Source organism: Marivita geojedonensis (assembly GCF_002115805.1).
Lineage (GTDB): Bacteria > Pseudomonadota > Alphaproteobacteria > Rhodobacterales > Rhodobacteraceae > Marivita > Marivita geojedonensis.
In genome coordinates this window covers 174210-197010 of sequence record NZ_JFKC01000001.1, presented here as the reverse complement: position 1 = coordinate 197010, position 22801 = coordinate 174210, and the positions used below count along the sequence as shown (strand labels likewise).

28 protein-coding genes are annotated in these 22801 nt (G+C 59.3%); 17 read left to right on the top strand and 11 right to left on the bottom strand.

Features of this window, described 5'->3' with window-relative positions; all coding sequences use genetic code 11:
- Positions 1-7: 7 nt before the first annotated feature.
- The 5 genes from MGEO_RS01040 to folK all read right to left on the bottom strand — a co-directional run bounded on the left by MGEO_RS01040 (position 8) and on the right by folK (position 4629).
- Positions 8-760: a pyridoxine 5'-phosphate synthase gene (locus tag MGEO_RS01040; RefSeq protein WP_085634836.1), complete on the bottom strand. Its 753-nt coding sequence runs from the start codon at positions 758-760 to the stop codon at positions 8-10.
- Positions 761-786: 26 nt separating this feature from the next.
- Positions 787-1440 carry a DUF2062 domain-containing protein gene (locus tag MGEO_RS01035; protein WP_085634835.1) on the bottom strand — a complete coding sequence of 218 codons (654 nt, stop codon included), beginning with the start codon at positions 1438-1440 and terminating at the stop codon, positions 787-789.
- A gap of 19 nt (positions 1441-1459) precedes the next feature.
- Positions 1460-3598: a RelA/SpoT family protein gene (locus MGEO_RS01030; RefSeq protein ID WP_085634834.1), complete on the bottom strand. Its 2139-nt coding sequence runs from the start codon at positions 3596-3598 to the stop codon at positions 1460-1462.
- Positions 3599-3637: 39 nt separating this feature from the next.
- The gene (gene rpoZ, locus MGEO_RS01025) at positions 3638-3991 is read right to left on the bottom strand and encodes a DNA-directed RNA polymerase subunit omega (RefSeq protein ID WP_085634833.1); all 354 of its coding nucleotides are present in this window, start codon (positions 3989-3991) and stop codon (positions 3638-3640) included.
- 74 nt (positions 3992-4065) lie between these two features.
- The gene (gene folK, locus MGEO_RS01020) at positions 4066-4629 is read right to left on the bottom strand and encodes a 2-amino-4-hydroxy-6-hydroxymethyldihydropteridine diphosphokinase (RefSeq protein WP_085634832.1); all 564 of its coding nucleotides are present in this window, start codon (positions 4627-4629) and stop codon (positions 4066-4068) included.
- 154 nt (positions 4630-4783) lie between these two features.
- On the opposite strand from folK, the gene MGEO_RS01015 reads away from it, so the two are divergent.
- Together MGEO_RS01015 and MGEO_RS01010 are read left to right on the top strand one after the other, a co-directional pair.
- The gene (locus tag MGEO_RS01015; RefSeq protein WP_085634831.1) at positions 4784-5356 is read left to right on the top strand and encodes a LabA-like NYN domain-containing protein; all 573 of its coding nucleotides are present in this window, start codon (positions 4784-4786) and stop codon (positions 5354-5356) included.
- Positions 5357-5380: 24 nt separating this feature from the next.
- Positions 5381-5818 (top strand): YqaA family protein, encoded by a 438-nt coding sequence (locus MGEO_RS01010; RefSeq protein WP_085634830.1) that lies wholly within the window; start codon positions 5381-5383, stop codon positions 5816-5818.
- Here the strand turns inward: MGEO_RS01010 and MGEO_RS01005 are convergent.
- On the bottom strand, positions 5799-7052 hold the full coding sequence (locus tag MGEO_RS01005; protein WP_085634829.1) for an MFS transporter: 1254 nt from the start codon (positions 7050-7052) through the stop codon (positions 5799-5801). The two genes, MGEO_RS01010 and MGEO_RS01005, sit on opposite strands and share 20 nt — an antisense overlap.
- 70 nt (positions 7053-7122) lie before the next feature.
- Entirely contained in the window at positions 7123-7590 is a 468-nt protein-coding gene (locus MGEO_RS01000; protein WP_085634828.1) for a c-type cytochrome, read from the bottom strand.
- Between the two features lie 138 nt (positions 7591-7728).
- Between MGEO_RS01000 and ispH the strand changes: the two genes are divergently transcribed.
- A complete protein-coding gene (ispH, locus tag MGEO_RS00995; RefSeq protein ID WP_085634827.1) occupies positions 7729-8679 on the top strand; it encodes a 4-hydroxy-3-methylbut-2-enyl diphosphate reductase in 951 nt (316 codons plus the stop codon).
- 62 nt (positions 8680-8741) lie between these two features.
- On the opposite strand, the gene MGEO_RS00990 is transcribed toward ispH, so the two are convergent.
- Positions 8742-10901: a DEAD/DEAH box helicase gene (locus tag MGEO_RS00990; protein ID WP_085634826.1), complete on the bottom strand. Its 2160-nt coding sequence runs from the start codon at positions 10899-10901 to the stop codon at positions 8742-8744.
- Between the two features lie 111 nt (positions 10902-11012).
- Between MGEO_RS00990 and MGEO_RS00985 the strand changes: the two genes are divergently transcribed.
- Genes MGEO_RS00985 through MGEO_RS00965 form a run of 5 tightly spaced genes read left to right on the top strand, consistent with a single transcriptional unit; the run spans position 11013 to position 13778 of the window.
- The gene (locus tag MGEO_RS00985) at positions 11013-11627 is read left to right on the top strand and encodes a LysE family translocator (protein ID WP_085634825.1); all 615 of its coding nucleotides are present in this window, start codon (positions 11013-11015) and stop codon (positions 11625-11627) included.
- A 37-nt stretch (positions 11628-11664) separates the two neighbouring features.
- Positions 11665-12117 (top strand): DUF3429 domain-containing protein, encoded by a 453-nt coding sequence (locus MGEO_RS00980; RefSeq protein WP_085634824.1) that lies wholly within the window; start codon positions 11665-11667, stop codon positions 12115-12117.
- The gene (locus MGEO_RS00975) at positions 12114-12704 is read left to right on the top strand and encodes a class I SAM-dependent DNA methyltransferase (RefSeq protein ID WP_085634823.1); all 591 of its coding nucleotides are present in this window, start codon (positions 12114-12116) and stop codon (positions 12702-12704) included. The genes MGEO_RS00980 and MGEO_RS00975 overlap by 4 nt, the downstream gene beginning before the upstream one ends.
- The gene (gene rnhA, locus MGEO_RS00970) at positions 12697-13158 is read left to right on the top strand and encodes a ribonuclease HI (RefSeq protein WP_085634822.1); all 462 of its coding nucleotides are present in this window, start codon (positions 12697-12699) and stop codon (positions 13156-13158) included. The genes MGEO_RS00975 and rnhA overlap by 8 nt, the downstream gene beginning before the upstream one ends.
- The gene (locus MGEO_RS00965) at positions 13155-13778 is read left to right on the top strand and encodes a trimeric intracellular cation channel family protein (protein WP_085634821.1); all 624 of its coding nucleotides are present in this window, start codon (positions 13155-13157) and stop codon (positions 13776-13778) included. The genes rnhA and MGEO_RS00965 overlap by 4 nt, the downstream gene beginning before the upstream one ends.
- Before the next feature lie 5 nt (positions 13779-13783).
- On the opposite strand, the gene MGEO_RS00960 is transcribed toward MGEO_RS00965, so the two are convergent.
- The gene (locus tag MGEO_RS00960) at positions 13784-14962 is read right to left on the bottom strand and encodes a MalY/PatB family protein (RefSeq protein ID WP_085635230.1); all 1179 of its coding nucleotides are present in this window, start codon (positions 14960-14962) and stop codon (positions 13784-13786) included.
- A gap of 104 nt (positions 14963-15066) precedes the next feature.
- Between MGEO_RS00960 and def (MGEO_RS00955) the strand changes: the two genes are divergently transcribed.
- The 8 genes from def (MGEO_RS00955) to MGEO_RS00920 all read left to right on the top strand — a co-directional run bounded on the left by def (MGEO_RS00955) (position 15067) and on the right by MGEO_RS00920 (position 20074).
- Complete coding sequence (gene def, locus MGEO_RS00955) at positions 15067-15585, top strand: peptide deformylase (RefSeq protein ID WP_085634820.1); 519 nt, start codon at positions 15067-15069, stop codon at positions 15583-15585.
- Positions 15582-16079: a peptide deformylase gene (gene def / locus MGEO_RS00950; protein WP_085634819.1), complete on the top strand. Its 498-nt coding sequence runs from the start codon at positions 15582-15584 to the stop codon at positions 16077-16079. Before def (MGEO_RS00955) ends, def (MGEO_RS00950) begins: the two co-directional genes overlap by 4 nt.
- A gap of 3 nt (positions 16080-16082) precedes the next feature.
- Positions 16083-16994: a methionyl-tRNA formyltransferase gene (gene fmt / locus MGEO_RS00945; protein ID WP_085634818.1), complete on the top strand. Its 912-nt coding sequence runs from the start codon at positions 16083-16085 to the stop codon at positions 16992-16994.
- 2 nt (positions 16995-16996) lie between these two features.
- The gene (locus MGEO_RS00940) at positions 16997-17257 is read left to right on the top strand and encodes a hypothetical protein (protein WP_085634817.1); all 261 of its coding nucleotides are present in this window, start codon (positions 16997-16999) and stop codon (positions 17255-17257) included.
- A gap of 2 nt (positions 17258-17259) precedes the next feature.
- Positions 17260-17493: a GlsB/YeaQ/YmgE family stress response membrane protein gene (locus MGEO_RS00935; protein ID WP_085634816.1), complete on the top strand. Its 234-nt coding sequence runs from the start codon at positions 17260-17262 to the stop codon at positions 17491-17493.
- Positions 17494-17701: 208 nt separating this feature from the next.
- Positions 17702-18301: a 2-hydroxychromene-2-carboxylate isomerase gene (locus MGEO_RS00930; RefSeq protein WP_085634815.1), complete on the top strand. Its 600-nt coding sequence runs from the start codon at positions 17702-17704 to the stop codon at positions 18299-18301.
- A 127-nt stretch (positions 18302-18428) separates the two neighbouring features.
- Positions 18429-19664 carry a peptidase T gene (gene pepT, locus MGEO_RS00925; protein ID WP_085634814.1) on the top strand — a complete coding sequence of 412 codons (1236 nt, stop codon included), beginning with the start codon at positions 18429-18431 and terminating at the stop codon, positions 19662-19664.
- A gap of 134 nt (positions 19665-19798) precedes the next feature.
- Positions 19799-20074 (top strand): hypothetical protein, encoded by a 276-nt coding sequence (locus tag MGEO_RS00920; RefSeq protein WP_085634813.1) that lies wholly within the window; start codon positions 19799-19801, stop codon positions 20072-20074.
- A gap of 12 nt (positions 20075-20086) precedes the next feature.
- Here the strand turns inward: MGEO_RS00920 and MGEO_RS00915 are convergent, their stop codons facing one another.
- Both MGEO_RS00915 and MGEO_RS00910 read right to left on the bottom strand, forming a co-directional pair.
- Positions 20087-20731 (bottom strand): L,D-transpeptidase, encoded by a 645-nt coding sequence (locus tag MGEO_RS00915; protein ID WP_085634812.1) that lies wholly within the window; start codon positions 20729-20731, stop codon positions 20087-20089.
- Positions 20732-20829: 98 nt separating this feature from the next.
- Positions 20830-21159: a hypothetical protein gene (locus tag MGEO_RS00910; RefSeq protein ID WP_085634811.1), complete on the bottom strand. Its 330-nt coding sequence runs from the start codon at positions 21157-21159 to the stop codon at positions 20830-20832.
- Positions 21160-21207: 48 nt separating this feature from the next.
- On the opposite strand from MGEO_RS00910, the gene MGEO_RS00905 reads away from it, so the two are divergent.
- A complete protein-coding gene (locus MGEO_RS00905) occupies positions 21208-22791 on the top strand; it encodes a DUF4214 domain-containing protein (RefSeq protein WP_085634810.1) in 1584 nt (527 codons plus the stop codon).
- Positions 22792-22801 lie beyond the last annotated feature (10 nt).

The following is a 22801-nucleotide window of genomic DNA, read 5'->3' as shown; positions in this document are numbered from 1 at the left end:
CGTCCCGTCAGGCCCGCGCGGCATCCATGAGGCGGCGCATCTCTGCGATGGCCGGACCGAGGCCGCGGAACACCGATTCTCCCATCAGGAAATGCCCGATATTCAGCTCGACCACCTCGGGGAAAGCGGCAACTGGTGTGACAGTGTCGTAGGTCAATCCGTGCCCCGCGTGGACCTCGAGACCCAGCGAATGGGCATACGCCGACATCTCGCGCATCATCTCCAATTCACGGTCGCGGGTTTCGAAATCGCCTTCGGCATGGGCATCGCAATAGGCGCCGGTGTGCAGTTCGATGACCTGCGCGCCGATGCGATGCGCGGCGGTTATCTGACGTTCGTCGGCACCAATGAAGATTGACACACGGCAGCCGGCCTCGCGCAGAGGTGCGATGAATCCCGCCAGTTTGTTCTCCTCGCGCGCGACCTCGAGCCCGCCTTCGGTGGTACGTTCTTCGCGCTTTTCGGGGACGATGCAAACTGCATGGGGTTTGTGACGCAGGGCGATTTTCTGCATCTCATCCGTGGCGGCCATTTCGAAATTCAGAGGCACACGCAGTGTGTCCATAAGACGGTCGATGTCGCTGTCGATGATATGGCGGCGGTCTTCCCGCAAATGGGCGGTGATGCCATCGGCCCCGGCTTCTTCGGCCAGTTGGGCTGCACGCACCGGGTCGGGCAAGTCCCCACCGCGCGCATTGCGCAGTGTTGCGACGTGGTCGATATTCACACCCAGCCGCAAGCGGCCCACATAGTCAGTCATTCTTGCCTCCGTTGCTGAGGCTGAACCTAGTCCGCTGCGTGCCCGTCGTCAGCCTGTTTCTTCTTTTTCTTCAGCGCGGCGAGTTTTGCTTTCAAAACACCCTTGCGGCGGTTCTGATAGGCCCGGATAAGCGGCACCGACAGGTAATAGCAGATCAGCCCGCATATGATGCCCGGGAGGATTCCGCCGACGAGCCACGGGAAGAAGACCTCGTGGTAGAAGATGGTCAAACCTGACCATTCCGCCTTATCCTCAGTGAAAAGGGCAACGAAGTTGCGCCAAAGATCTTCTCCGGCCTTGGCGAACTTGTAGCCGATGCTGCCGTGTTCATGCGCGATCTCGCCCAACCCAAGCAGCCAGTACCCCGTTTGCAGCGAGGCGACGCTGATAGGTACGTAGGTCAGCGGGTTGCCGAAGAAGGTCGACAGCAGAGAGGCAAGAATATTTCCGCGGATCACCCAAGCAATGATGGCCGCCGTTATGAAATGCATTCCGTAAAATGGCGTGAACGTGGTCAAGACACCTGCAAAAATCCCACGCGCAATTCGTTCCGGCGGGTCGGGCAGGCGGTGCAGGCGGTGCTGGACATAGCGGGCGGCACGGGTCCAGCCACCGCGTGGCCAGAGAGCCTCACGGAGGGTGGTCAGCATTGACCGCCTGTCCCGCCGTTTGAATACCACTTGCGTCCCTTCGATCTTCCTATTCGGCCGCAGCCGCTTGCATCGATAATGCGGGATCCCGTCTTCGGACGACCGACGCTACATCACTTTCCGCTTCCAACGCTGACATGACGGCATGCAGATGATTGGCATCACTCAGGTCGATATCTAGGAGCAGTTTGTAAAAATCCGGCTTACGATCCACGAAATTCAGATCGGAGATATTGGCCTTCTGTTCTCCGATCAATGTGCAAATCCGTCCCAGAACGCCTGCGTCGTTGCCGATCGTCATTTCAAGTGAAACGGAATAGACCGGTGGGTGGTTCCCGTCGGCCCAGTGCAGATCGAGCCAGCGAGTCGGTTGATCTTCGAACCCTTCCAGTGCGCCACAGTCGATACTGTGGACAACAACGCCCTTGCCACGTTGAACAATGCCGACAATCCGCTCACCCGGAAGCGGCTGGCAGCATGGGGCGCGGTCAAACGCCTGGCCATGTTCAAGACCTATGACGGCGCTTTTGATTTCGACAAATTCCGTGGGTTCCGGGGCAAGGTCGGGATAGACGGCGGCGACTGCTTCGCGCGCAGACATCTCGGCGCTGCCAAGTCGAGCAAGCAGTTCCTGCGCGTCCGGGATGCGCAGGTTGCGTGCGGCCATTTCAAGCACTTTGTCGCTGGCTTTCTTCCCCACGTTCTCGAAGGCCGCGCGGGCCAGCTCCCGTCCCAACTGCGCAAAGCGCTCGCGCCCTGCCTCACGAAGGGCGCGGCGGATGGCGGACTTCGCCTTGCCCGTTGTTGCGATATCCAGCCACGTTGCCTGCGGGCTCTGCCCTTCGGCGGTCACGATATCCACCGACTGTCCGTTCTTGAGACGGGTCCACAGCGGAACGCGGATTCCGTCGACCTTGGCTCCGACACAGCCCGATCCGATTCGGGTATGGATCGCGTAGGCGAAGTCCAGCGGTGTGGCCCCGCGTGGCAGTTTGACCACGTCCCCCTTGGGCGTGAAGCAGAACACCTTGTCCGGGTACATCTCGAGTTTGACCGCTTCGAGGAATTCGTCGTGATCGTCCTCGCCGTCGAATTGCTCGGTCAGGGAGGCAACCCACTTCGCAGGGTCCACGGCAAACGGATTTTCGCTGCGTACGCCATCCCGGTACGACCAGTGCGCCGCGACGCCCGTTTCGGCGACATCGTGCATCTGACGTGTGCGAATCTGCACCTCGACACGTTTGCCATCACGGCCGGACACCGTGGTGTGTATCGACCGATAGCCGTTCGATTTCGGTTCGCTGATGTAATCTTTGAAACGGCCCGGAATGGCCCGCCAGCGTTGATGGATCACACCCAGCGTGGCATAGCAATCGGCCTTGGAGCGGGTGATGATCCGGAAGCCGTAGATGTCGGAAAGACGGGAAAACCCGATCTCTTTCTCCTGCATCTTGCGCCAGATCGAGTACGGCTTCTTTGCGCGTCCGAATACCTCGGCGTCGATCCCGGCCTTTTCCAGCTCGTGCCGCATGTCGCCGGTGATCCGGTGGATCACGTCTCCCGTTTCCTTTTGCAGCGTAATGAACCGCCGGATGATGCTTGCGCGACCTTCCGGGTTCAGGACGCGGAACGCGAGGTCTTCAAGCTCTTCCCGCATCCACTGCATACCCATGCGCCCGGCCAGAGGCGCGTAGATGTCCATGGTCTCGCGAGCCTTCTGCACCTGCTTTTCCGGCTTCATTGCCTTGATAGTGCGCATGTTGTGCAGTCGGTCGGCGAGTTTCACGAGGATTACGCGCAGGTCCTTGGACATCGCCATGAACAGTTTGCGGAAATTCTCGGCCTGCTTGGTTTCGGAACTCGATAGCTGAAGATTGGTCAGCTTGGTAACGCCATCGACCAGCATGGCCACTTCGCTACCAAAACGTTTGGCGACCTCGCTATAGGTCGACTTGGTGTCTTCGATTGTGTCGTGAAGCAGCGCGGTGATGATGGTCGCGTCATCAAGCTGCTGTTCCGTCAGAATGGCGGCGACGGCCACTGGATGCGAAAAATAGGGTTCGCCGGAATGGCGGAACTGCCCTTCATGCATCGCACGGCCATAATCATAGGCCGCGCGGATCAACTTTTCGTTGGTCTTCGGATTGTAGTTGCGAACAAGCGCAACAAGGTCATCAGCCGCGATCATCGGCGCCTCATTCTCATGCGGCCCGCATCGCGGCGGGCCTTAGCCCTGACCCTGCGCCTCCATCAGTGCGCGGAGCAGTTTTTCCTCGGACAGATCGTCTTCGGCGGGCTTGTCGGGTTCTGCACCCATGAGCAGCGCCATGGCGTCTTCTTCCGGCTCATCGACCTCGATCTGGGTCTGGTTCGATTCGATCAGACGCTCACGAAGTTCGTCTGCCGACTGAGTTTCCTCTGCAATTTCGCGCAGCGCAACAACCGGGTTTTTGTCATTGTCGCGATCGACGGTGATCGCAGCGCCGGCAGAGACTTCGCGGGCACGGTGCGCAGCAAGCATCACCAGCTCAAACCGATTTGGGACTTTGTCAACGCAATCTTCAACCGTTACGCGGGCCATGGGAACTCCAATTCATCGGGCAGGCTTCGAGAACCTGTTAGATATCGCTCTGACAGCGTGAATACAAGTCGATATCAGATCTCAAGCACAACTATCTCCGCCAGAGCTTCTGGCGAGAGCCTGTTGCACATCTCGTCCACGGTCAGATCAAGGACCGGGTGACGCCAGTCTGGCGCAATGTCCCGCATAGGCACAAGCACAAATGCGCGGTCCTGCATGCGCGGATGCGGCAGGATGAGCGTCTCCGGGGCTTGGGATTTTTGCGTTTTCTGCGGCAAATCCCGCCATCTGGCGTAGGTTTCCAGGTTCGGCAAGACCATCCCGTCACAGGCGATCAAATCAAGATCCAGCGTGCGCATCCCCCAACGTACGTGACGTTCTCGTCCGAACTGCGCCTCAATCTCGTGCAGACGGGCAAGCATGGCATCGGGTGTCAGTCGGGATTTGAACCGGGCCGCCGCGTTCACGTAGTCCGGTCCTGCGCCCGGTGGAAAACAGGGGGTACTGTAAAAAGGGCTGACGATAAGGTCCACGACACCTGTGCGCCCCAGTTCATCCAGTGCCGCCAGTAGTGTATCTGTTGGCGAACGCTCGCCTGATGGTAAATTTGCGCCCAACGCGATATAAAAATCATTCATAAAGTTGTCATATTTGAGGTCCTGACCGGAAATCGTACCTTGCGATGCACGGTCGAATCATTAAATCACGCGTCGCGGCTTGGCCATGTGGCTTCGGACCAACCACTCCCGAAAGTCGGACAGGCTGTCATATTATTTTTGAGAGGCTCAATTCATGTTCTACAAAGACGAGCGTTTAGCGCTGTTCATTGACGGCTCAAATCTTTACGCGGCAGCAAAGTCCCTTGGCTTTGATATCGACTACAAACTGCTGCGTCAGGAATTTGTACGCCGGGGCAAGCTTCTGCGTGCCTTCTACTACACTGCGCTTCTGGAAAACGACGAATACTCGCCGATCCGGCCTCTGGTCGATTGGCTGCACTACAACGGTTTCAACATGAGGACGAAACCGGCGAAAGAATATACCGACAGCCAGGGCCGTCGTAAGGTCAAGGGCAACATGGACATCGAACTGACAGTCGATGCCATGGAACTGGCCGATCATGTCGACCACATCGTTCTGTTTTCGGGCGATGGCGATTTCCGTCCGCTCGTGGAAAGCCTTCAGCGCAAGGGCGTCCGGGTGTCGGTTGTATCGACCATTCGCAGCCAGCCGCCGATGATCGCAGATGAACTTCGCCGTCAGGCGGACAACTTCATCGAACTCGATGAACTGCGCGACGTGATCGGGCGTCCGCCGCGCGACCCGATGCCGGACCGTCAGCCGATTGCGGCTGAACAGGACTGAGCTTGATCCCGCATCCGATGGCCTATGTGGAGTGACTTTCTCGCTCTGAGCGGATTGTTTCTCGTGGCCTTCGGTGCGGCGACGATCCTGCCATTCCAATCAGAAATCGTGTTCGTCGCGCTGCAATTGCGCGGCGATATCGCGATTGAATGGATCGTTCTTTTTGCCAGTGTCGGCAATATTCTCGGATCGGGCCTGAATTACCTGTTGGGGCGCTTGATCGAACGATTCCGGGGGCGGCGCTGGTTTCCTGTGACGGAAGCTCAACTTGATCGGGCACGGGCCTGGTATCTGAAATGGGGCGTTTGGAGCCTACTTTTCAGCTGGGCACCACTTGGTGATGCGCTGACGATCGTCGCCGGGGTGATGCGAACGAATGTCTGGCTGTTCTTCCTGCTGGTCAGTATCGCAAAGACTATTCGCTACATCGTTGTCGCAATGATCACGGCTGCCGCGTTCTGAGGTCTGAAGCGGTAACCGCCGAGGGGATGTCACGTGCGGCGCGGGTGATTCCAAAAGCCATGAGAAGAGTTGTTGCGACAAAGAACATGGCAACCCCGATGAACTGTGTTTCAATCCCAACTCCGAGGTCGATCAGCAATCCGGTCAGACCGGGCCCGATGGCTGACCCGAGGACCATCACCGCCGTGGCCATGGACTTGATCGATCCGATATGTGCCGTGCCGTAGAATTCCGCCCAGAACGCATTCGGTAAGGTCGAATTCGCGCCCGATGTCATCCCGAGAAAGACAAAGCCGAGAGCAAGCCCGCCTGCGCTTTGCGTAAACGCAAAAGTCAGAAACGCGGCGACCATTGGCAATTGGTAGAACGGTGTCAGCCGCGCAGTGCCAAGCCGGTCCAATGCCCATCCTGACAATACCATCGAGGTGATCCCGACAGCCGTGTAAAGCGGAAAAAAGCTGACGAAGACCAGATGTTCCAATCCCTTGATTTCGGACACATGCACCTGGTGGAAAAAGAATGCCGTGTTGAAAGCGGCAGGTCCGAGAACGGCAGGGACCATGCACCAGAAGAGTGGATGCCGCAGCGCCTCCATCCGCCTCCAGTGTCGACCGGACATACCCACCGAAATATCAGAGTCGGCGTGCGAGGCGGGTGTGCGTTCCTGTGCCAGCAGACGTGACAGGATCGGGATGGCGGCGATGCAGACTATCGCGCCCATAACCCAAAGGTTTTGCCACGCCATCATCGACATGGCGGCAACGACCGCCATCGGGACAAGCGCTTCTCCCATTGCAAAACCAAGCGACGCAATCGACAGTGCCCGACCCCGCGTTGCGACAAACCACCGTGCCATCGCAATGACCGCAATATGCGAACACATACCCTGGCCAAAGAACCTCAGTGCAAAGACGATGAACGGCAGTGCCCACACCCATGGATTGAACGCCATCGCCAGACAGGCAGCAGCCAGCCCGCCGAGCACAATCGGCGCCAGCACGCGTACTCTGAAGAGGTCGGTCAACCCACCGGCCCAGATCATCAACGCAGCAGAGGCCATGGTCCCCACCATGTAGATGCCACCCCAAGCGCCGTGGCTTAGTTCAAAAGAAGTGCGAACCTCTCCGGCAAACAGCGAAATGAAATAGGTCTGTCCGAAAGAGGACAGAAAGGTAAGCATCGCACCGGCTGTCAGAAACGAGGCATTCGCACGAAGGTAAGGGAGCAGCCGCATGGGACCGCAATGCGCCCAAGTTCAGGGTGTTGCAAGCGTCAAAAGAGATCGACCCTGCGCGGCGTTCGGGTCACGGCAGGGTGCGTGAGTTGATCTCGTTGTGGATTTCCTGAATTTCGGTGGGCCAGGTGCTCTTGATGTAGCCCAGAACGCTTGCGATCTGTTCGTCCGTCAGGACATCCCCAAACCCGATCATGTTCGATTTATAGGTGCCTCCGACAATCGCTTCCGTGCCGTCCCGAACGATTCGCATCAGCAGTTCATTGTCGTGGTGCCAGGTGTGGCCGGTTTCGTCATGGGGCGGCGCTGGCAGGTAGCCGTCGTCTTTGCGATCCATCCAATTCGGTTCGCCCTCAAGATTTATGCCATGACAGCTTGCGCAGTAGGTTTCATAGACAACCGCACCCTCGGCAATGCGGGTGGTATCGGTATAGGGCAGGCTCGGGCGTGTCTTATCTTCGGTCCACCCCGGAAGCACGGCCACGCCAGCCGCGAGCAGGGCAGCTCCGGTCAGGCTTGCGAGCGCAGTTCTTTTCATCACCGTACCTCCGTCTGTTACAGGCTAATCGCGGCCTTCCTGCGCAGGAAGGTCAAATCACGGCTAAGTGAAAGCCGCATTCCACTGGAACCAGAGACCATCACGCTTTAGGTCTGGTGCAAGGATGTGGAGACTGACATGACCAAACCGCCCCTGACTCTCTACCTGGCCGCGCCGCGCGGGTTCTGCGCCGGTGTCGACCGCGCGATCAAGATCGTCGAGATGGCTCTCGAGAAATGGGGCGCGCCGGTCTATGTGCGGCACGAGATCGTTCACAACAAATACGTTGTGGACGGTCTGCGCGACAAGGGCGCGGTGTTCGTGGAGGAACTGGACGAGTGCCCCGACGACCGCCCGGTGATCTTTTCGGCGCATGGTGTCCCCAAGGCGGTGCCCGCCGCGGCCGCCAAACGCGAGATGATCTATGTCGACGCGACCTGCCCGCTGGTCAGCAAGGTGCATATCGAGGCCGCGCGCCATCACGAGAACGGTCTCCAGATGATCATGATCGGCCACGAGGGCCACCCGGAAACCATCGGCACGATGGGCCAACTGCCCGACGGCGAAGTGCTGTTGGTGGAAACGGTCGAGGATGTGGCAGCCGTCCAGGTGCGCGACCCGGAACGGTTGGCCTTTGTCACCCAGACAACACTGAGCGTGGATGACACCATCGACATCGTTGAAGCGCTCAAGGTGCGGTTCCCCAAGATCGTCGGCCCGCACAAGGAAGACATCTGCTATGCCACGACCAACCGGCAGGAAGCGGTCAAGGCGATGGCCCCGAAATGCGACGCCATGCTGGTGGTCGGCGCACCGAATTCGTCCAATTCCAAGCGATTGGTGGAGGTGGGCAGCAAGGCGGGCTGCGCGTATTCCCAGCTTGTCCAACGCGCGCCGGACATTGACTGGCGGTCCCTTGAAGGCATTGCCAGCGTCGGAATCACCGCTGGCGCGAGCGCGCCGGAAGAGTTGATCACCGAGGTGATCGACGCGTTCCGGGATCGCTACGAGGTGACCGTGGAAATGGTCGAAACCGCTGTCGAGAACGTGGAGTTCAAAGTGCCCCGAGTGCTGCGGGTGCCCGCATAAAGGTGCGTGCGAGCACGCACCCTGCGGGGTGTGGGGTGAGGTAGGGTGTTTTTACACGCCACCTATTTTTTGCGACCGGGTTTGCCGCCATTCTTGCCAGTTGGCTTGCCGCCCGGTTTCCCACCGAACTTGCCACCCGGCTTCCCAGCGCCTGAGCGTGGTTTCCGCATGCTATGTGACGGGTCACTTGCCCCTGCGCGTGCAGCCGCACGGGCCTTGTTCTTCTTGCTGTTGGGTTTGCCTTCGGGCGGAGGTGGGCCTTTGGGTTTATAGGGTTTCGCTTCGAACCCACTTTCAGACCGACGCGGCGGTCGGTCGCCGCCGGACTTGTCGCCATAAGGCTTGCGGTCTTTGGACGGTTTGTCAGATTTGCCCTTGTAGGGTTTACGGTCCTGAGACGCTTTGCCGACCGATTTGCCACCTTTGCGGTCAGCCGGCTTCGGCTTGCGCACACGAGGCGTCGGCTCATCGTTCCAGTCAATCGGAGCGGAGGACGGTTTCGCAGGAGCCACGGCTTCGGCCTTCGGCTCGGCCGTGCCCGCGTCATGCTGCTTGGCCTCGCGGTACGGCTTGCGCTCGGGTCTCGGCGCGTCATCACGGGGTTTTCGCTCTGGCTTCGGCCCGCGTGGGCCCGTTGGACGGGCGCCGCGCTCGAAGCTGGGTGCGTGATCCAGACGGGTCAGGGTCACACCCTTTTCCAGCTCCATCGACGGGCCAATGGCATTGAGGAACCGGGCCACCGAGGCTTCCTTGATCTGCACCAGCGAATGATCCTGCTGGATGCGAATCGCGCCGACATCGTCCTTGCTCAGATCCCCTGCGCCGCAGATCATCGGCAGGATGCGCCGCGGTTCGGCCTCGGCCGCGCGGCCGCCGGACACCGAGAACCAAACGCTCGGGCCGAACTCTTCGCGCGGGGCGCGCTTTTCGTTCGGATCGGACAGGTCCTCGGGCGCCGTATGCTGTTCGCGGAACATGCGCAGGTAGGCCGCCGCGATCTGCTCGGGTGTCTTTTCGGCGACAAGGCGCGACACGACCGCTTCCTCGGATTCCGCCACCGGCGTGTCCCATGCGGGATCGGCGAACATGCGGTCTTCGTCGCGCGCCAACACTTCGTCGGCAGAGGGCGCAGAGCCCCATTCCGATTTCAGCTTGGCCATACCCAGAATGCGCTCTGCCTTCTTGCGCACCTTCGGGGTCACGATCAGGGCAGACACACCCTTGCGCCCGGCGCGTCCCGTCCGGCCGGAGCGGTGCAGCAGGGTTTCGTGGTTCGACGGCAATTCGGCATGGACTACCAGATCGAGGTTCGGCAGGTCGATGCCACGTGCCGCCACGTCGGTCGCCACGCAGACCTGCGCACGCCCGTCGCGCATCGCCTGCAGCGCGTGTGTGCGTTCGGTCTGGGTCAGTTCACCCGACAGCGCAACCACCTGGAAGCCGCGGTTCGACAGGCGGGTGGTCAGGCGGTTTACCATCGCGCGGGTGTTGGCAAAGACGATGGCGTTGGGGGCCTCGTAATAGCGCAGCGTGTTGATCACCGCGTTGTCGGTGTCGCGTTCGTTCACCATCATCGCGCGATAGGCGATGTCGGCGTGCTGGCTGGTTTCGGATTTCGTGACCACGCGGATCGCATCACGCTGGTAGCTTTGCGCAAGCTTGGCGATCTGCGGCGGAACGGTGGCCGAGAACATCAGTGTCTGACGGTCTTCCGGCGACTCGCCCAGGATGAACTCGAGGTCTTCGCGGAACCCGAGGTCGAGCATCTCGTCGGCTTCGTCCAGCACCACGGCGCGGCACTGCGACAGGTCGATGGAGCCGCGCATGATGTGGTCGCGCAGACGGCCCGGCGTGGCCACGACGATATGCGCGCCGCGCTCCAGCGCGCGGCGTTCGTCGCGCATGTCCATGCCACCCACGGTCGAGGCCATGACGACACCGGCCTGTGCATAGAGCCACGCGAGTTCGCGCTTCACCTGCATCGCCAGTTCGCGCGTCGGCGCAATCACCAGCGCCAGCGGCGCGCCGGCGGCGTCGAACACCTCGTCGTCAAGGATCGTCGGCGCAATGGCGAGGCCGAAGCCCAATGTCTTGCCCGATCCTGTCTGGGCCGAGACCAGAAGGTCGGCACCGACGTAACCGGGGTTTAGAACCGCCTCCTGAACCGGGGTCAGCGTGTCGTATCCACGGGCATCAAGGGCGTCTTGCAGGGCTTTTTTCACGAGCGTCGTCTTTTTCCATAAGGTCGGCCCAACAGCGGGCCAAAGCGCGCGTCTAGATCATTGTCGGTCAAATGTATAGCGTCAACACAGCACACCCATCGAGGACCTGCCATGCTGTCCCTGCAATTCCTTCTGACCGCCCTTGTCGTCGTGATCGCACCCGGAACCGGCGTCATCTATACGCTGGCCATCGGGCTGGGGCAGGGGCGCTGGCCATCGATCTGGGCGTCGCTGGGGTGCACCATCGGGATCGTGCCGCACCTGATTGCCGCGACTCTGGGGCTGGCGGCAGTGCTGCACACTTCGGCGGTGCTGTTCAACGTGGTGAAGTTTGCAGGCGTCGCCTATCTGCTTTGGCTCGCATATCATTCCCTGCGGTCGGGTGGCGCACTGGCGGTGTCGGCGGATCGCAGCGCCGAAAGCGGGGTCCGCATTGCGCGGCGCGGTGCCTTGATCAACATCCTGAACCCCAAGCTGTCGATCTTTTTCCTTGCGCTGCTGCCGCCTTTCCTGTCGGGCAATCCCGCGACGGCCACGGCAGAGATGGCGCTGATGGGCGGTGTCTTCATGCTGATGACCTTCGTGGTCTTTGTCCTTTACGGTGTGTTTGCCGCCGCTGCGCGCAAATGGCTTTTGGGCAGCGAGCGGGTGATGCGGTGGCTCAATCGGTCCTTTGCGGCCCTCTTCGTCACTCTTGCCGGACGGTTGGCGCTGGAACGCGCCTGAGCTATGTCGCGGCCCAGACACTGATGACGGACCTGCCATGACCCAAATTCCCCGCTCTGCCCTGATCCTTGGCCTTGCTGGCGTGATCCCCTTTGCCTGGGGGGCGCTGACCCTGCTTTCCGACGCGGCGTCGCAATGGGGGGTGGACGTTTTGGGACCACGCTTTGTCGGACCTTACGTGCAACTGAGCTACGGGATGGTGATCCTGAGCTTCATGTCCGGGGTGCTTTGGGGGTTTGCCACCAAGGCAAGGGGAGCACAGGCCGCGACGGGGTATATTCTGTCAGTGATCCCGGCGCTCTGGGCGTTCTTCATGACAGGCGGCGGTCCGGTTTCGGCAGGGATGAATCTCATCTTCGGGTTTTTGGGACTTTTGGTTCTGGATTTCAGTTTCTGGAAATGGAACCTTGCGCCTTCATGGTGGATGCACCTCCGTCTTCTCCTGACGACGCTGGTTGTCGTTTGCCTTTCGGTAGGAGTGGTGCTGTGACCGACCGGCAGACCATCGATGTCTATGATGCCCGTGTGCAAGACTATGCAAAGCTTGAGCCATCGGACACTCCCAGTGACACGCTGGCCACATTCATCGCGGCGCTGCCGGATGGTGCACGGGTGCTCGACCTCGGATGTGGCCCGGGAACATCTGCGCGTCACATGGTGCGCGCCGGATGTGTCGTAGATGCGCTTGATGCTTCGGCGGAAATGATCGGTCTCGCATCGGCGATAGAGGGTGTCACGGCTCGGCAGGCGAGTTTCGACGAGATCAGAGGCACCCATATCTATGACGGGGTCTGGGCCAATTTCAGCCTTCTGCATGCCCCTCGGGCCGACATGCCCCGGCATCTCAGAGCGATCCACGAGGCATTGAAGCCCGGTGGCCTGTTCCATATCGCCGTCAAGGAAGGCACGGGTGAGGCTCGCGACAGCCTTGGACGACATTATACCTACTACACCGAGGATGAACTGACAGCGCGTCTCCAGGACGCGGGGTTTTCCGTTGGCCCCTATCGACGCGGCCGCGACAAGGGGCTAAGCGGCACAGACGAAAACTGGATTTCTGTAACTGCCCATGCCTGACCTTTACGCCTATACCGACGGAGCCTGTTCCGGAAATCCCGGACCGGGCGGGTGGGGTGTTCTTCTGCAGGCCAAGATCGGGAATGAGGTTGTCAAGGAACGTACGCTTTCCGGCGGAGAGGCGACGACAACCAACAACCGAATGGAGCTTCTTGCCGCGATCACGGCCTTAGAAACGCTTGAGCGATCGTCAAAGCTGACCATCGTCACCGACAGTGCCTATGTCAAAAACGGTGTCACTGGCTGGATTCACGGTTGGAAGCGCAACGGCTGGAAAACGTCGAACAAGAAACCGGTCAAGAATGTCGAATTGTGGCAGCGTCTGGACGACGCGCAGGCGCGCCATGATGTGACATGGGAATGGGTCAAGGGTCACGCAGGGCATCCCGAAAATGAACGTGCGGATGAGTTGGCGCGCGAAGGCATGAAACCCTTCAAAAAGGGTGCGGCGTGACACTGATCGCGTTGCTCGATCACGCGGCGGTGCTGGTTTTTGCGCTTACCGGGGCGCTTGTCGCCAGCCGGGCACAGCTCGACATCATTGGCTTCTCGTTCCTTGCGATCCTTACGGCTGTTGGCGGGGGAACGGTTCGCGATGTGTTGCTGGATCGCAATCCGGTGTTCTGGATGGCCGATCCCACCTATCTGGGTGTCGCGGTAATTGCCGCCTTGCTTGTCTTTTTCACCGCACATCTGATCGAGAGTCGCTACACCGCGATCCTTTGGCTGGATGCGGCGGCGCTGGCATTTGCTGTGGCAGCGGGGGCACGGATAGCTGAAACACTTGGCCAAAGCGCGGCCATTGTCATTGTCATGGGCGCAGTAACGGGATGCCTTGGCGGGTTGATGCGGGATGTGGTGGCAAATGAGGTTCCGCTCGTTCTGAAGCAGGGAGAACTCTATGTAACCTGCGCTGTTGCGGGCGCGTCGGTTATCGCCCTGGCACCGATGCTCGGTGTTGGGCCGGCGATGACCGTCACTCTGTCTGCCGCGATTACCTTTGCTTTGCGTGCGGGATCGATTGCGTTCGGGTGGCGGTTGCCGGTCTACAAGTCCCGGCCACCGCGCCGCTGATCAGCCTATTGCAGGTCACCGAACGCCGCCTGCAAGCGTTTCCCTGCTTCGACCACACGATCATGCTGCGTTGCGAGGTTGAACCGCAGGAAGGTTTCGCCACCCGGTCCGAAATCAGGTCCCGGGCTGGGAGCAATGCGTGCCGATTTGCGCACGCGCTGGCTGATTTCCTCATGCTCCATTCCAGTACCCGAGAAATCCACCCAGGCCAGATAGGTTGACGCAAGTGGAAGCGACCGCACGCCAGGGATTGCATTGACGGCGGTGTCGAAGGTCTTTCGGTTCTGGTCCAGATGAGCAATTTGCGCATCGACCCAGTCCGCGCCGGCAGGAGAGTAGGCGGCTGTGACCATTTCTATGCCAAGACGGTTCGGCGTATAGTCGAGAGCGCGCAGACGCTGCTGCAATTGCGCCCTCAGGTCAGCGTCCGGAATGATGAAATTGCCGGTCTTCATCCCGGCGATGTTAAAGGTCTTTGAGGCTGCGGTCAGCGTCACGGTCCTCTCGCGCGCCTCTGGCGCGGCGACGTCCATCGGTACGAACCTGTGACCCGGATAGACGAAGTCATGATGCACTTCGTCCGAGACGAGGATCAGGTTGTTTCGCTCGGCAAAATCCGCGACAGCTCGCAATTCCTCAGGGGTCCAGATGCGACCGGACGGGTTCTGGGGTGAGCAGAAGATGATCATCTTCTCTGTCCCATCCAGCATGTCCTGAGCGGTATCGAGATCAAGCGAATAGCTGTCGCCGGTACGCACGAGCGGGATCTGAACCGGGATGCGCCCTGCTTTGCGGATTTTGAATTCGAACTCGTGATAGACGGGATTGAAGGTCACCACACGGTCACCCGGGTTCGACCACACGTCGAGACAGAACGCGATCGCATTGCCGAGACCCTGCCCGCTCAGAATCCAGTCCTTTTGTATCGTCCAGTCGTGGCGGTTCTGCATCCACCACTGGATTGCGGTGTTATAAGCGTCGAGACTCGCGATGTACCCAAAAACACCGTGGTCCAACGCTTTCTTGACCGCTTCAAGAACGCAGGGCGCCGTGGGATAATCGCTGTCGGCAGTCCACATGGCCAACCCATCCTCGAGGGGCACGTCAAACCTACTCTCGAGCAAGTCCCATTTGGAACTGTTTGTACCGCGCCGATCAGTAGGCTGGTTAAAAAGGTCACGCATCCTGAATTCCATCTTCCGGTTTTTTGCCGGACGCTACCCGAGTGATTTTCGAGTGCAAGCCCCCCTCTATTGCTCTTGAAGCAGGGATTGCCTAGATCACTGGCATGAAACTGCCGATCCTTATCCACCCGGACCCGCGTCTGAAAAAGGTCTGTGCCCCCGTGCCCGTTCTTTCGGACGAGTTACGCACCCTGTCCAAGGACATGCTGGAGACGATGTACGACGCACCGGGCATTGGTCTCGCCGCACCGCAGGTTGGGGTCATGTCGCGTCTGATCGTGTTGGATTGTCAAAAAGACGAAGATTCCACTCCGCGCCCGCTTGTGATGTTCAACCCCGAAATCCTCGCGTCTTCGGACGAGATGAATGTTTACGAGGAAGGCTGCCTTTCGATCCCGGACCAGTTCGCCGACGTCACACGCCCGAAAGCCGTCAAGGTGGCCTGGATCGACGAGAATGGAAACCCGCAGGAGGAAGACTTCGATGGCCTGTGGGCGACCTGCGTGCAGCATGAGATCGACCATCTGAACGGCAAGCTCTTCATCGACTACCTCAAGCCTCTGAAGCGTCAGATGATCACCCGAAAGATGGTTAAGCTGAAACGCGAACTGGCGCGGGCATGACAGTCCGGCGCTGCCTGCCCTGGCCGAACAAATGCCTCCGCACCGCGGCTGAGCCGGTGGACGAAATCACTGACGAAATCCGTTCGATCTGGGATGACATGATCGACACGATGGAGGCCATGCCCGGTGTTGGCCTGGCTGCCAACCAGATAGGTGTTCTGAAAAGACTGGCAGTCGTGGATGCGTCTGAAGATCGGGGTCGCGCGGTTCGCATGGCAAATCCGGAAATCCTGCACGCCTCTGTCAAGCTGAGATCCCATGACGAGGCAAGTCCCAACCTGCCCGGAGTTCATGCCGAAATCGAACGCCCCCGTGCCGTGACCGTGCGGTTCATCGGGGCAGATGGTGCCATTCGTGAACAGGATTTCGTGGGGCTCTGGGCCACATCGGTTCAGCACCAGATCGATCATCTGAACGGAAAAATGTATTTCGATCATCTCAGCAAGACCAAACGGGACATCCTTCTGCGTCGCGCGAAAAAGCTGAAAGGCTAGGACATGCGGATCATTTTCATGGGGACGCCGGAGTTCTCGGTTCCTGTGCTCGATGCATTGGTCGTTTCGGGGCACGAGATCGCAGCGGTCTATTGCCAGCCACCGCGTCCGGCGGGACGGGGCAAGAAGGCCCGGCCGACGCCCGTTCACGCGCGGGCCGAAGCGCTTGGGTTACCGGTGCGACATCCGACGTCCCTTCGCACCGAAGAGGCACAGCAGGATTTCGCGGCTTTGGGAGCGGACGTTGCGGTCGTCGTGGCATATGGGCTTATCCTTCCGCAGGCGGTTCTTGATGCGCCGAAACGGGGCTGTTTGAATATCCACGCTTCGCTTCTGCCGCGCTGGCGCGGCGCTGCACCCATCCACCGGGCAACCATGGCAGGGGACGCGGAAACCGGTGTTTGCATCATGCAGATGGAGGCTGGGCTGGACACGGGTCCTGTTCTGCTGCGGCAGGCGACCGCAATCGGGGCGGCGGAAACAACAGGTGCTTTGCATGACCGCCTGAGTCACTTGGGTGCCTCTCTGATCGTGCGCGCTTTGGGCGAGTTGGACGTGTTGATGCCGGTCGCACAGCCCGAAGAAGGCGTGACCTATGCCGAGAAAATCGACAAGTCCGAGGCCCGCGTCGATTGGAACCGCCCTGCAGTTGAGGTGGACCGACAGATCCGTGGCTTGTCGCCGTTCCCCGGTGCCTGGACGTTGATAGGGGGCGAGCGGGTGAAACTTCTGGGCAGCGTCCTTGCCAACGGGCAGGGACCTGCCGGGACGGCAATCGACGATGCCTTCACCATTGCCTGTGCGGACGGAGCGGTTACCATCACCCGCGCACAGAGAGCCGGAAAAGCGGCGCAGGATGCCGACACTTTTCTGCGCGGTATGATGGTGTCCAAGGGGACCCGGTTGGGAGAGTAGGCATGTTCATGATTTTGATGGGCACCGTCGTGATCGCGGGGATCGTCGGCTACATCTCGGAAAAAACGGGCTTCACCAACAATGGAATTCTTCCCAGCATAATCATCTGTGTGGGTGGAGCATTTCTGGCCTATTCCGTCCGGATCATGTTTGGTGTCGGCTTTGGGTCACCGGGGATGAATGCCATCGTGTCTTCTTTGGGCGCGCTGATCATCGTTCCTACCCACTGGCGAGCCTCGGTCCGCGACAGGCGACGGAGATAGCGATGCATATTCTGTTCCTCCTGATCATCGGTGCCGCTGCCGGCTTTCTTGCAACGCGAGTGATGCGGGTCGAGATGAGTACACTCGCCACGGTGATGGTTGGTGTTGCAGGGGCTTTGATCGGCGGATTGGTGATCCGGCTCCTGCTGGCTGCAACTGGCGCGGTCGCCGGTTTTGTCGGAGCCATCTTGGGCGCAATGATCGTGATCTGGGTGGTGCAACAGCTCCGGTCTTGACGGGTGTGAATGGCGTATTCCAGGCGCGAGATGCCTTTCTGGGGCGGCGAAATCGTGTCCTGCACATGTTTGGGCGCCTTACCATTGAACCTACCAGAGCCGTTTTCACGTCCTTTACCGCGAAGCGTCATCCAGCAACGATTTGGAGATGCAAACAGACTCGGCGTAGGCTGACGCAGGCGGGGTCTCTTGGCGAAGGGAAAGTCTCATGTCCCAAATTGATTTCTGGTTTTCGATCGGCAGCACTTACAGCTATCTGAGTGTCATGCGGATCGGTGAGGTCGAGGACACCTACGGTGTTAGCTTCAATTGGCGTCCCTTCAACGTTCGGCATGTAATGATCGAGCAGAACAACATCCCGTTCAAAGACAAGCCGATCAAGACGTCATATATGTGGCGGGATATCGAACGCAGAGCCGATCGCTATGGTTTGAAGCCGCAAATTCCTGCACCGTACCCCTTGCCCGGTCTTGTCCTTGCAAATCTGGTTGCACAGGTTGGGGCTGAGAAAGGGTGGGCCAAAGACTATGTGCGGGAGACCTATCGACGCTGGTTCGAAAAGGGAGAACCCGCCGGTGAGGAGCCAAATCTGTCTGCCAGTCTGCGCGACATCGGTCACGATCCCGAACAGATTTTGCAAACGGCCCAGTCCGAACGGATTGAAAACGCCTTGGCCGAAGCCACGCAGGAGGCAATGCATCTTGGCGTCTTCGGCGCGCCCAGCTTCGTTGTGGGTGGCGAGGTATTCTGGGGGGACGACCGCTTGGATGACGCAGTTGACTGGGCTCTGGGGCGCCGTCGCATCTGAAGGAGTTGCACAGCTTTCCTGCATTTCCGTTGAACCTGGCGTCTGATTTGCGAGTTGTTCACGACAGGACGCGGCTTGACAGTTCCGGTGCTGTGGTGCCCCTTGCGATCAACCCCGAGGAGGCCTCATGACCCAGTTCAAAGCAGAGCTCAAAGAACGTCTTGTTCGGTATTGTGCCATCGACAGTCAGGCGGACATGGACAGCACGTCCACGCCATCGACCTCCTGTCAGCACGATATGCTCGACCTCGTGGTTGAAGAGCTGTCCGGCATGGGCGCGTCGGACGTGACCAAGACGAGCTACGGGACGGTGATTGCTACGATTCCGGGTAATTCGGAGGGACCGACCATCGGCTTTCTCGCACATGTGGATACAGCGCCGCAGTTCAATGCGACGGGAGTCAAACCGCGTGTCGTGGAAGGTTACAATGGCGGGGCGATCACCTTTCCGGACGATCCTGAACTTGTCCTGACGCCGGAAGCATTTCCTTACCTTTCCGAGAAGATCGGTGATGATATCGTGACGGCCTCGGGCCTCACTCTACTCGGGGCCGATGACAAGGCCGGAGTTGCCATCATCATGACGGCGGCGCGTCATCTGCTTGAGAACCCGGAAATCGAGCGCCCAACGATCCGGGTGGCGTTTACGCCGGACGAAGAAATCGGTCGTGGCGTAGACCCCAAGTTGCCCGCAGATCTGAACGTCGATTTCGCGTATACCTTCGATGGCGGTGAGCTTGGCGAAATCACCTATGAGACCTTCTCCGCAGACTTTGCGGTGGTTACCGTCAAAGGGGTTTCCATTCATCCGGGTACGGCGAAAGACAAGTTGGTAAACGCCCTGCATCTTGGCGCCAAGATCATCGACACGCTTCCGCAAGTGATCATGACGCCGGAGACCACAGATGGGCGCGACGGCTTCATTCATGCGGTGGATATCGAAGGCAGCGCAGCCGAAGTCGTCTTGCGTTTCATCCTTAGGGATTTCGAGTTGGACGGACTGGAAGCCAAGGGCGCTTTGGTGCGCCAGGTTTGCGAAACCATCTCGGCTACGGAACCACGGGCCGAAATCAGTTGTGATATTACGCCGCAATACCGAAACATGCGCTACTGGCTGGAAAACGACATGACGCCGGTTGAACTCGCCCGTGCCGCGCTGTCCGATTTGGGCGTGGCGGAAAAATCTGTTCCGATACGTGGCGGCACAGATGGATCCCGTCTTACGGAACTGGGAGTGCCCTGTCCAAACCTGTTCACCGGGATGCAGAACGTGCATGGACCCCTAGAGTGGATTTCTGTCCAGGACATGGTTCAGGCAACCGGATTGTGCCTCCGCATCGCCGAAAGAGCCGCGAAGCGCTGAGAGGCACCCTTCGAAGGTGGTTCCCCAGAGCGACACCTCTGATCAAGAGTGTCTGTGTCGCGTGGGACAGGCTTGCGGGGGTGCTCCGGGGATGCAAATTTGCGCCACAGACCAATTTTCCGGAGTGTTTTCAAATGACCAAAGGCAAGGCTTTTTTCGCGGTCCCGTTAGTTCTCCTCGGGCTTGCCGCCTGCGAACCCGTGCCGTCCGGCGGTTCATCCGGAGCCGGGTTGGTCACCGTGCCGGAGTCCGTGGTGGAGATCGCCGCCCCTTATCAGGATCTGACGACCGCGCGCATCAAGGCTGAGGACGGATGTTACTGGTACACCCATCGCGGCCCGGTCGAGACCACCGAACTTCCGTTGCGCACATCCAGCGGTAATCCGATCTGCACCCGCCCAAATGGCTGAGGGTGAATCGCGTTAAAGCGATCCTCCGTCAGTCGGATACAGAAAGGCCGTCACGCCCGTGCTCACCTGATCGTACAAAGCATTGATGTGAGGCATCACCATCCGTACGCAGCCCGAGCTGGCCCGCGTTCCGATCGAGCGCGGTGCCGGAGTGCCGTGAATGCGCAGGTATGTGTCTCGATTGCCTACATACAGATAGAGTGCACGTGACCCGAGAGCGTTTTCAGGGCCGGGAGGCATACCGTCCTCCCAGCGAGCGTACTTGTCAGGCTCGCGGTTGATCATGGCTGCGGTCGGTGTCCAGCCCGGCCATTTGGCTTTGCGGCGGATCGTATAAACGCCTGGCTCGTACAGACCGTCGCGCCCGATGGCGACGCCGTAGCGCATCGCGGTTCCATCGTCTTGGATATGGTAGAGATATCGAGCTACCGCATCGACATGAATATCCCCCGGTGTGAGCCCCGGATTTGCCTGAACTCTGACCGGAAGGAAGCGCGGATGCAGACCCCATGGGTTCGTCGTGCCAAGGTCGAAATTCGCCGGCGTCACCTGAGCATCCCAGCTGTCCCAGTCTCCTGGCGCAGCCAATGCCGGGCGTACGAGTGCGGGGGTTGCAAGGGCGGCGAGCGTTGCAATCATCTGGCGTCGGGAAATCATGCGGAACCTTTCAAAACAGTCCAATCAATGCGCAGGCGGGATCACAAATCCAAGCCGTGCGGGTCAGTCATCATGAAACCGTCAAACAGCGCTCAGGTTCAAACCCATTTTGCCCTGTTCACAACAATTTTTACGGGAATTGCGGTGAAAGGCCGCGCGGCAAGCTTTGCGAAAGTCGTGGTTTGCCTGCCGTATCGGCTGTTTGCTGCCGGTAACGAAAGGGCAAGGGTTGCGAAACACGGCAACCTGATAGTGCGGTTTTCAAATACTTCAGCGCGGAATCTCAACAAAAGGTCGACGAGCAGAAAGCAGGCAGGGTCCAGGCGCATGACCGGAGGCAGGGTGCGCCAGACCACTTTCCCGGATACATCAACCTGTGCACGCACAGACACAGTGATTTCGGCCGTCATTTTGCGCTGGCCGGTCATCGATTGTCTGGTCAGGGTGCAGGAAGATAGCCTTGCGGCCGGGGCTTGATGTTCAACGATCTGACGGAAGTCAGGCTTATGGAACAAGAAGTCAGCTACAATAACACCCCCAAAGGCCCAGTTACGATTCTTGGGATCGCCTATGTCGGGGAAACGCTTATTGCGCGGCCAAACGGGATCGGGGATGCCGATGGCATCGACTATTCCACCGCGACCTTCCAGTGGCTGCGCGATGGACAGGAAATCGTTGGCGCGACCTCTGCGACGTACGAAGTGACCAGTGAGGATGTCGGCACCCAAATCAGCATCCGTTACTCGTATGTCGATTTTGGTGGAACGTTGGAAATCCTGACGAGCGACCCGGAACCGGCTGTGCCTGTTGAGGGCACTCCTCTTCCTGATGACTCGGCTCCCTACAATCCGCTGATCGTTCTTGGTGATGCGGAGGTCGGCGAAACCCTGACAGCCCGTCCGAATGCGGTGACAGACCCTAACGGTATCGACCAGTCGACCGTGACGTACAAATGGCTCCGCGACGGTGAGCCGATTTCATGGGCGACCAACCAGCAATACACGGTGACCGAGGCGGATATCGATGCGGAAATCAGCGTTGTCTATTCATACTTGGACCTGCTTGGGAACAGCAAATCCCTGACCAGCAACCCCAAGCTTGAAGTCCCGGTTCCGAGCCCCGACGACCAATTGGTGTCGGACGATGCAGGGGAAAATGGGGACCTAGACGCCAGCGTTCTGATGGGAACCTCTGGGGCGGACACCCTGACCGCGATCTCCGGCTTGAAGGAAATTGTTGGCCTTGGCGGCACTGACACGGCGGTTTTTGCCGGCAACCAGAGCGAATATTCACTGATTCTGGGAAAGTCGGCGGTCTCTGTGTCCGACCATAAGCTGTTCGGTCTCGGGACGATCCTGCTTGACGATGTCGAACTGATCGATTTCGGAACTGACTTGGATGTTTTCGGCGGTCCAATGAATCTCGAGGTTTTCGGGGGACATACCGGACTGAGCCGGGATGCGCTTGAAGATGTTGTCGAAGTGTATATCGCCTATTTCAACCGCGCACCCGACGCGATTGGGCTTGGGTTCTGGGGAACGGCCTTTGCGAAGGGCTTGTCCATGGAAGACATGGCCCGGCTGTTTTCCGATCAGGCAGAAACCCGCGAAGCTTACCCGGAAGGCACTTCCAATTTGGCCTTTGCCACTACGGTCTACAATAATGTCCTGGGACGGACCCCGGACGACACCGGTCTGAGCTTCTGGGTCGATGCGCTGGAAAGCGGTTCAGTCTCCAGGGACCAGTTCATTCTTAAAGTGCTCGAAGGCGCAAAGGCCGAACTGAACATGTCGGCGGGCTATGAGTTCATGATGCAGCAACTGGCCGACCGGGCATATCTTGAAAACAAGGTCGATATCGGCGCGTATTTTGCTGTTCACAAAGGCATGTCAGACGTCGAGAACGCCGCCGAGGTTATGGCGCTCTATGACGGTTCTCAATCCAGTATCAACAGTGCCGTCCGTGCGATCGAAGAGCACTATCAGGATGCGCTGAATCCCTATGACGGCGAATTCCTCATGCAGTTGGTCGGCGTACTGGATACTCCGTTCGCTTCCTGAGGCCCAACAG

Coding starts and splice junctions, on each gene's coding strand:
- folK (WP_085634832.1), bottom strand. CDS start 4,629: ATGAATGATTTTTATATCGCGTTGGGCGCAAATTTACCATCAGGCGAG.
- MGEO_RS00905 (WP_085634810.1), top strand. CDS start 21,208: ATGTTCAACGATCTGACGGAAGTCAGGCTTATGGAACAAGAAGTCAGC.
- MGEO_RS01015 (WP_085634831.1), top strand. CDS start 4,784: ATGTTCTACAAAGACGAGCGTTTAGCGCTGTTCATTGACGGCTCAAAT.
- MGEO_RS01040 (WP_085634836.1), bottom strand. CDS start 760: ATGACTGACTATGTGGGCCGCTTGCGGCTGGGTGTGAATATCGACCAC.
- MGEO_RS01030 (WP_085634834.1), bottom strand. CDS start 3,598: ATGATCGCGGCTGATGACCTTGTTGCGCTTGTTCGCAACTACAATCCG.
- rnhA (WP_085634822.1), top strand. CDS start 12,697: ATGCCTGACCTTTACGCCTATACCGACGGAGCCTGTTCCGGAAATCCC.
- MGEO_RS00960 (WP_085635230.1), bottom strand. CDS start 14,962: ATGCGTGACCTTTTTAACCAGCCTACTGATCGGCGCGGTACAAACAGT.
- MGEO_RS01010 (WP_085634830.1), top strand. CDS start 5,381: ATGTGGAGTGACTTTCTCGCTCTGAGCGGATTGTTTCTCGTGGCCTTC.
- pepT (WP_085634814.1), top strand. CDS start 18,429: ATGACCCAGTTCAAAGCAGAGCTCAAAGAACGTCTTGTTCGGTATTGT.
- MGEO_RS00915 (WP_085634812.1), bottom strand. CDS start 20,731: ATGATTTCCCGACGCCAGATGATTGCAACGCTCGCCGCCCTTGCAACC.
- MGEO_RS00940 (WP_085634817.1), top strand. CDS start 16,997: ATGTTCATGATTTTGATGGGCACCGTCGTGATCGCGGGGATCGTCGGC.
- MGEO_RS00935 (WP_085634816.1), top strand. CDS start 17,260: ATGCATATTCTGTTCCTCCTGATCATCGGTGCCGCTGCCGGCTTTCTT.
- ispH (WP_085634827.1), top strand. CDS start 7,729: ATGACCAAACCGCCCCTGACTCTCTACCTGGCCGCGCCGCGCGGGTTC.
- MGEO_RS01000 (WP_085634828.1), bottom strand. CDS start 7,590: ATGAAAAGAACTGCGCTCGCAAGCCTGACCGGAGCTGCCCTGCTCGCG.
- MGEO_RS00980 (WP_085634824.1), top strand. CDS start 11,665: ATGACCCAAATTCCCCGCTCTGCCCTGATCCTTGGCCTTGCTGGCGTG.
- rpoZ (WP_085634833.1), bottom strand. CDS start 3,991: ATGGCCCGCGTAACGGTTGAAGATTGCGTTGACAAAGTCCCAAATCGG.
- MGEO_RS01005 (WP_085634829.1), bottom strand. CDS start 7,052: ATGCGGCTGCTCCCTTACCTTCGTGCGAATGCCTCGTTTCTGACAGCC.
- fmt (WP_085634818.1), top strand. CDS start 16,083: ATGCGGATCATTTTCATGGGGACGCCGGAGTTCTCGGTTCCTGTGCTC.
- MGEO_RS00910 (WP_085634811.1), bottom strand. CDS start 21,159: ATGACCGGCCAGCGCAAAATGACGGCCGAAATCACTGTGTCTGTGCGT.
- MGEO_RS00985 (WP_085634825.1), top strand. CDS start 11,013: ATGCTGTCCCTGCAATTCCTTCTGACCGCCCTTGTCGTCGTGATCGCA.
- def (WP_085634820.1), top strand. CDS start 15,067: ATGAAACTGCCGATCCTTATCCACCCGGACCCGCGTCTGAAAAAGGTC.
- MGEO_RS00930 (WP_085634815.1), top strand. CDS start 17,702: ATGTCCCAAATTGATTTCTGGTTTTCGATCGGCAGCACTTACAGCTAT.
- MGEO_RS00920 (WP_085634813.1), top strand. CDS start 19,799: ATGACCAAAGGCAAGGCTTTTTTCGCGGTCCCGTTAGTTCTCCTCGGG.
- def (WP_085634819.1), top strand. CDS start 15,582: ATGACAGTCCGGCGCTGCCTGCCCTGGCCGAACAAATGCCTCCGCACC.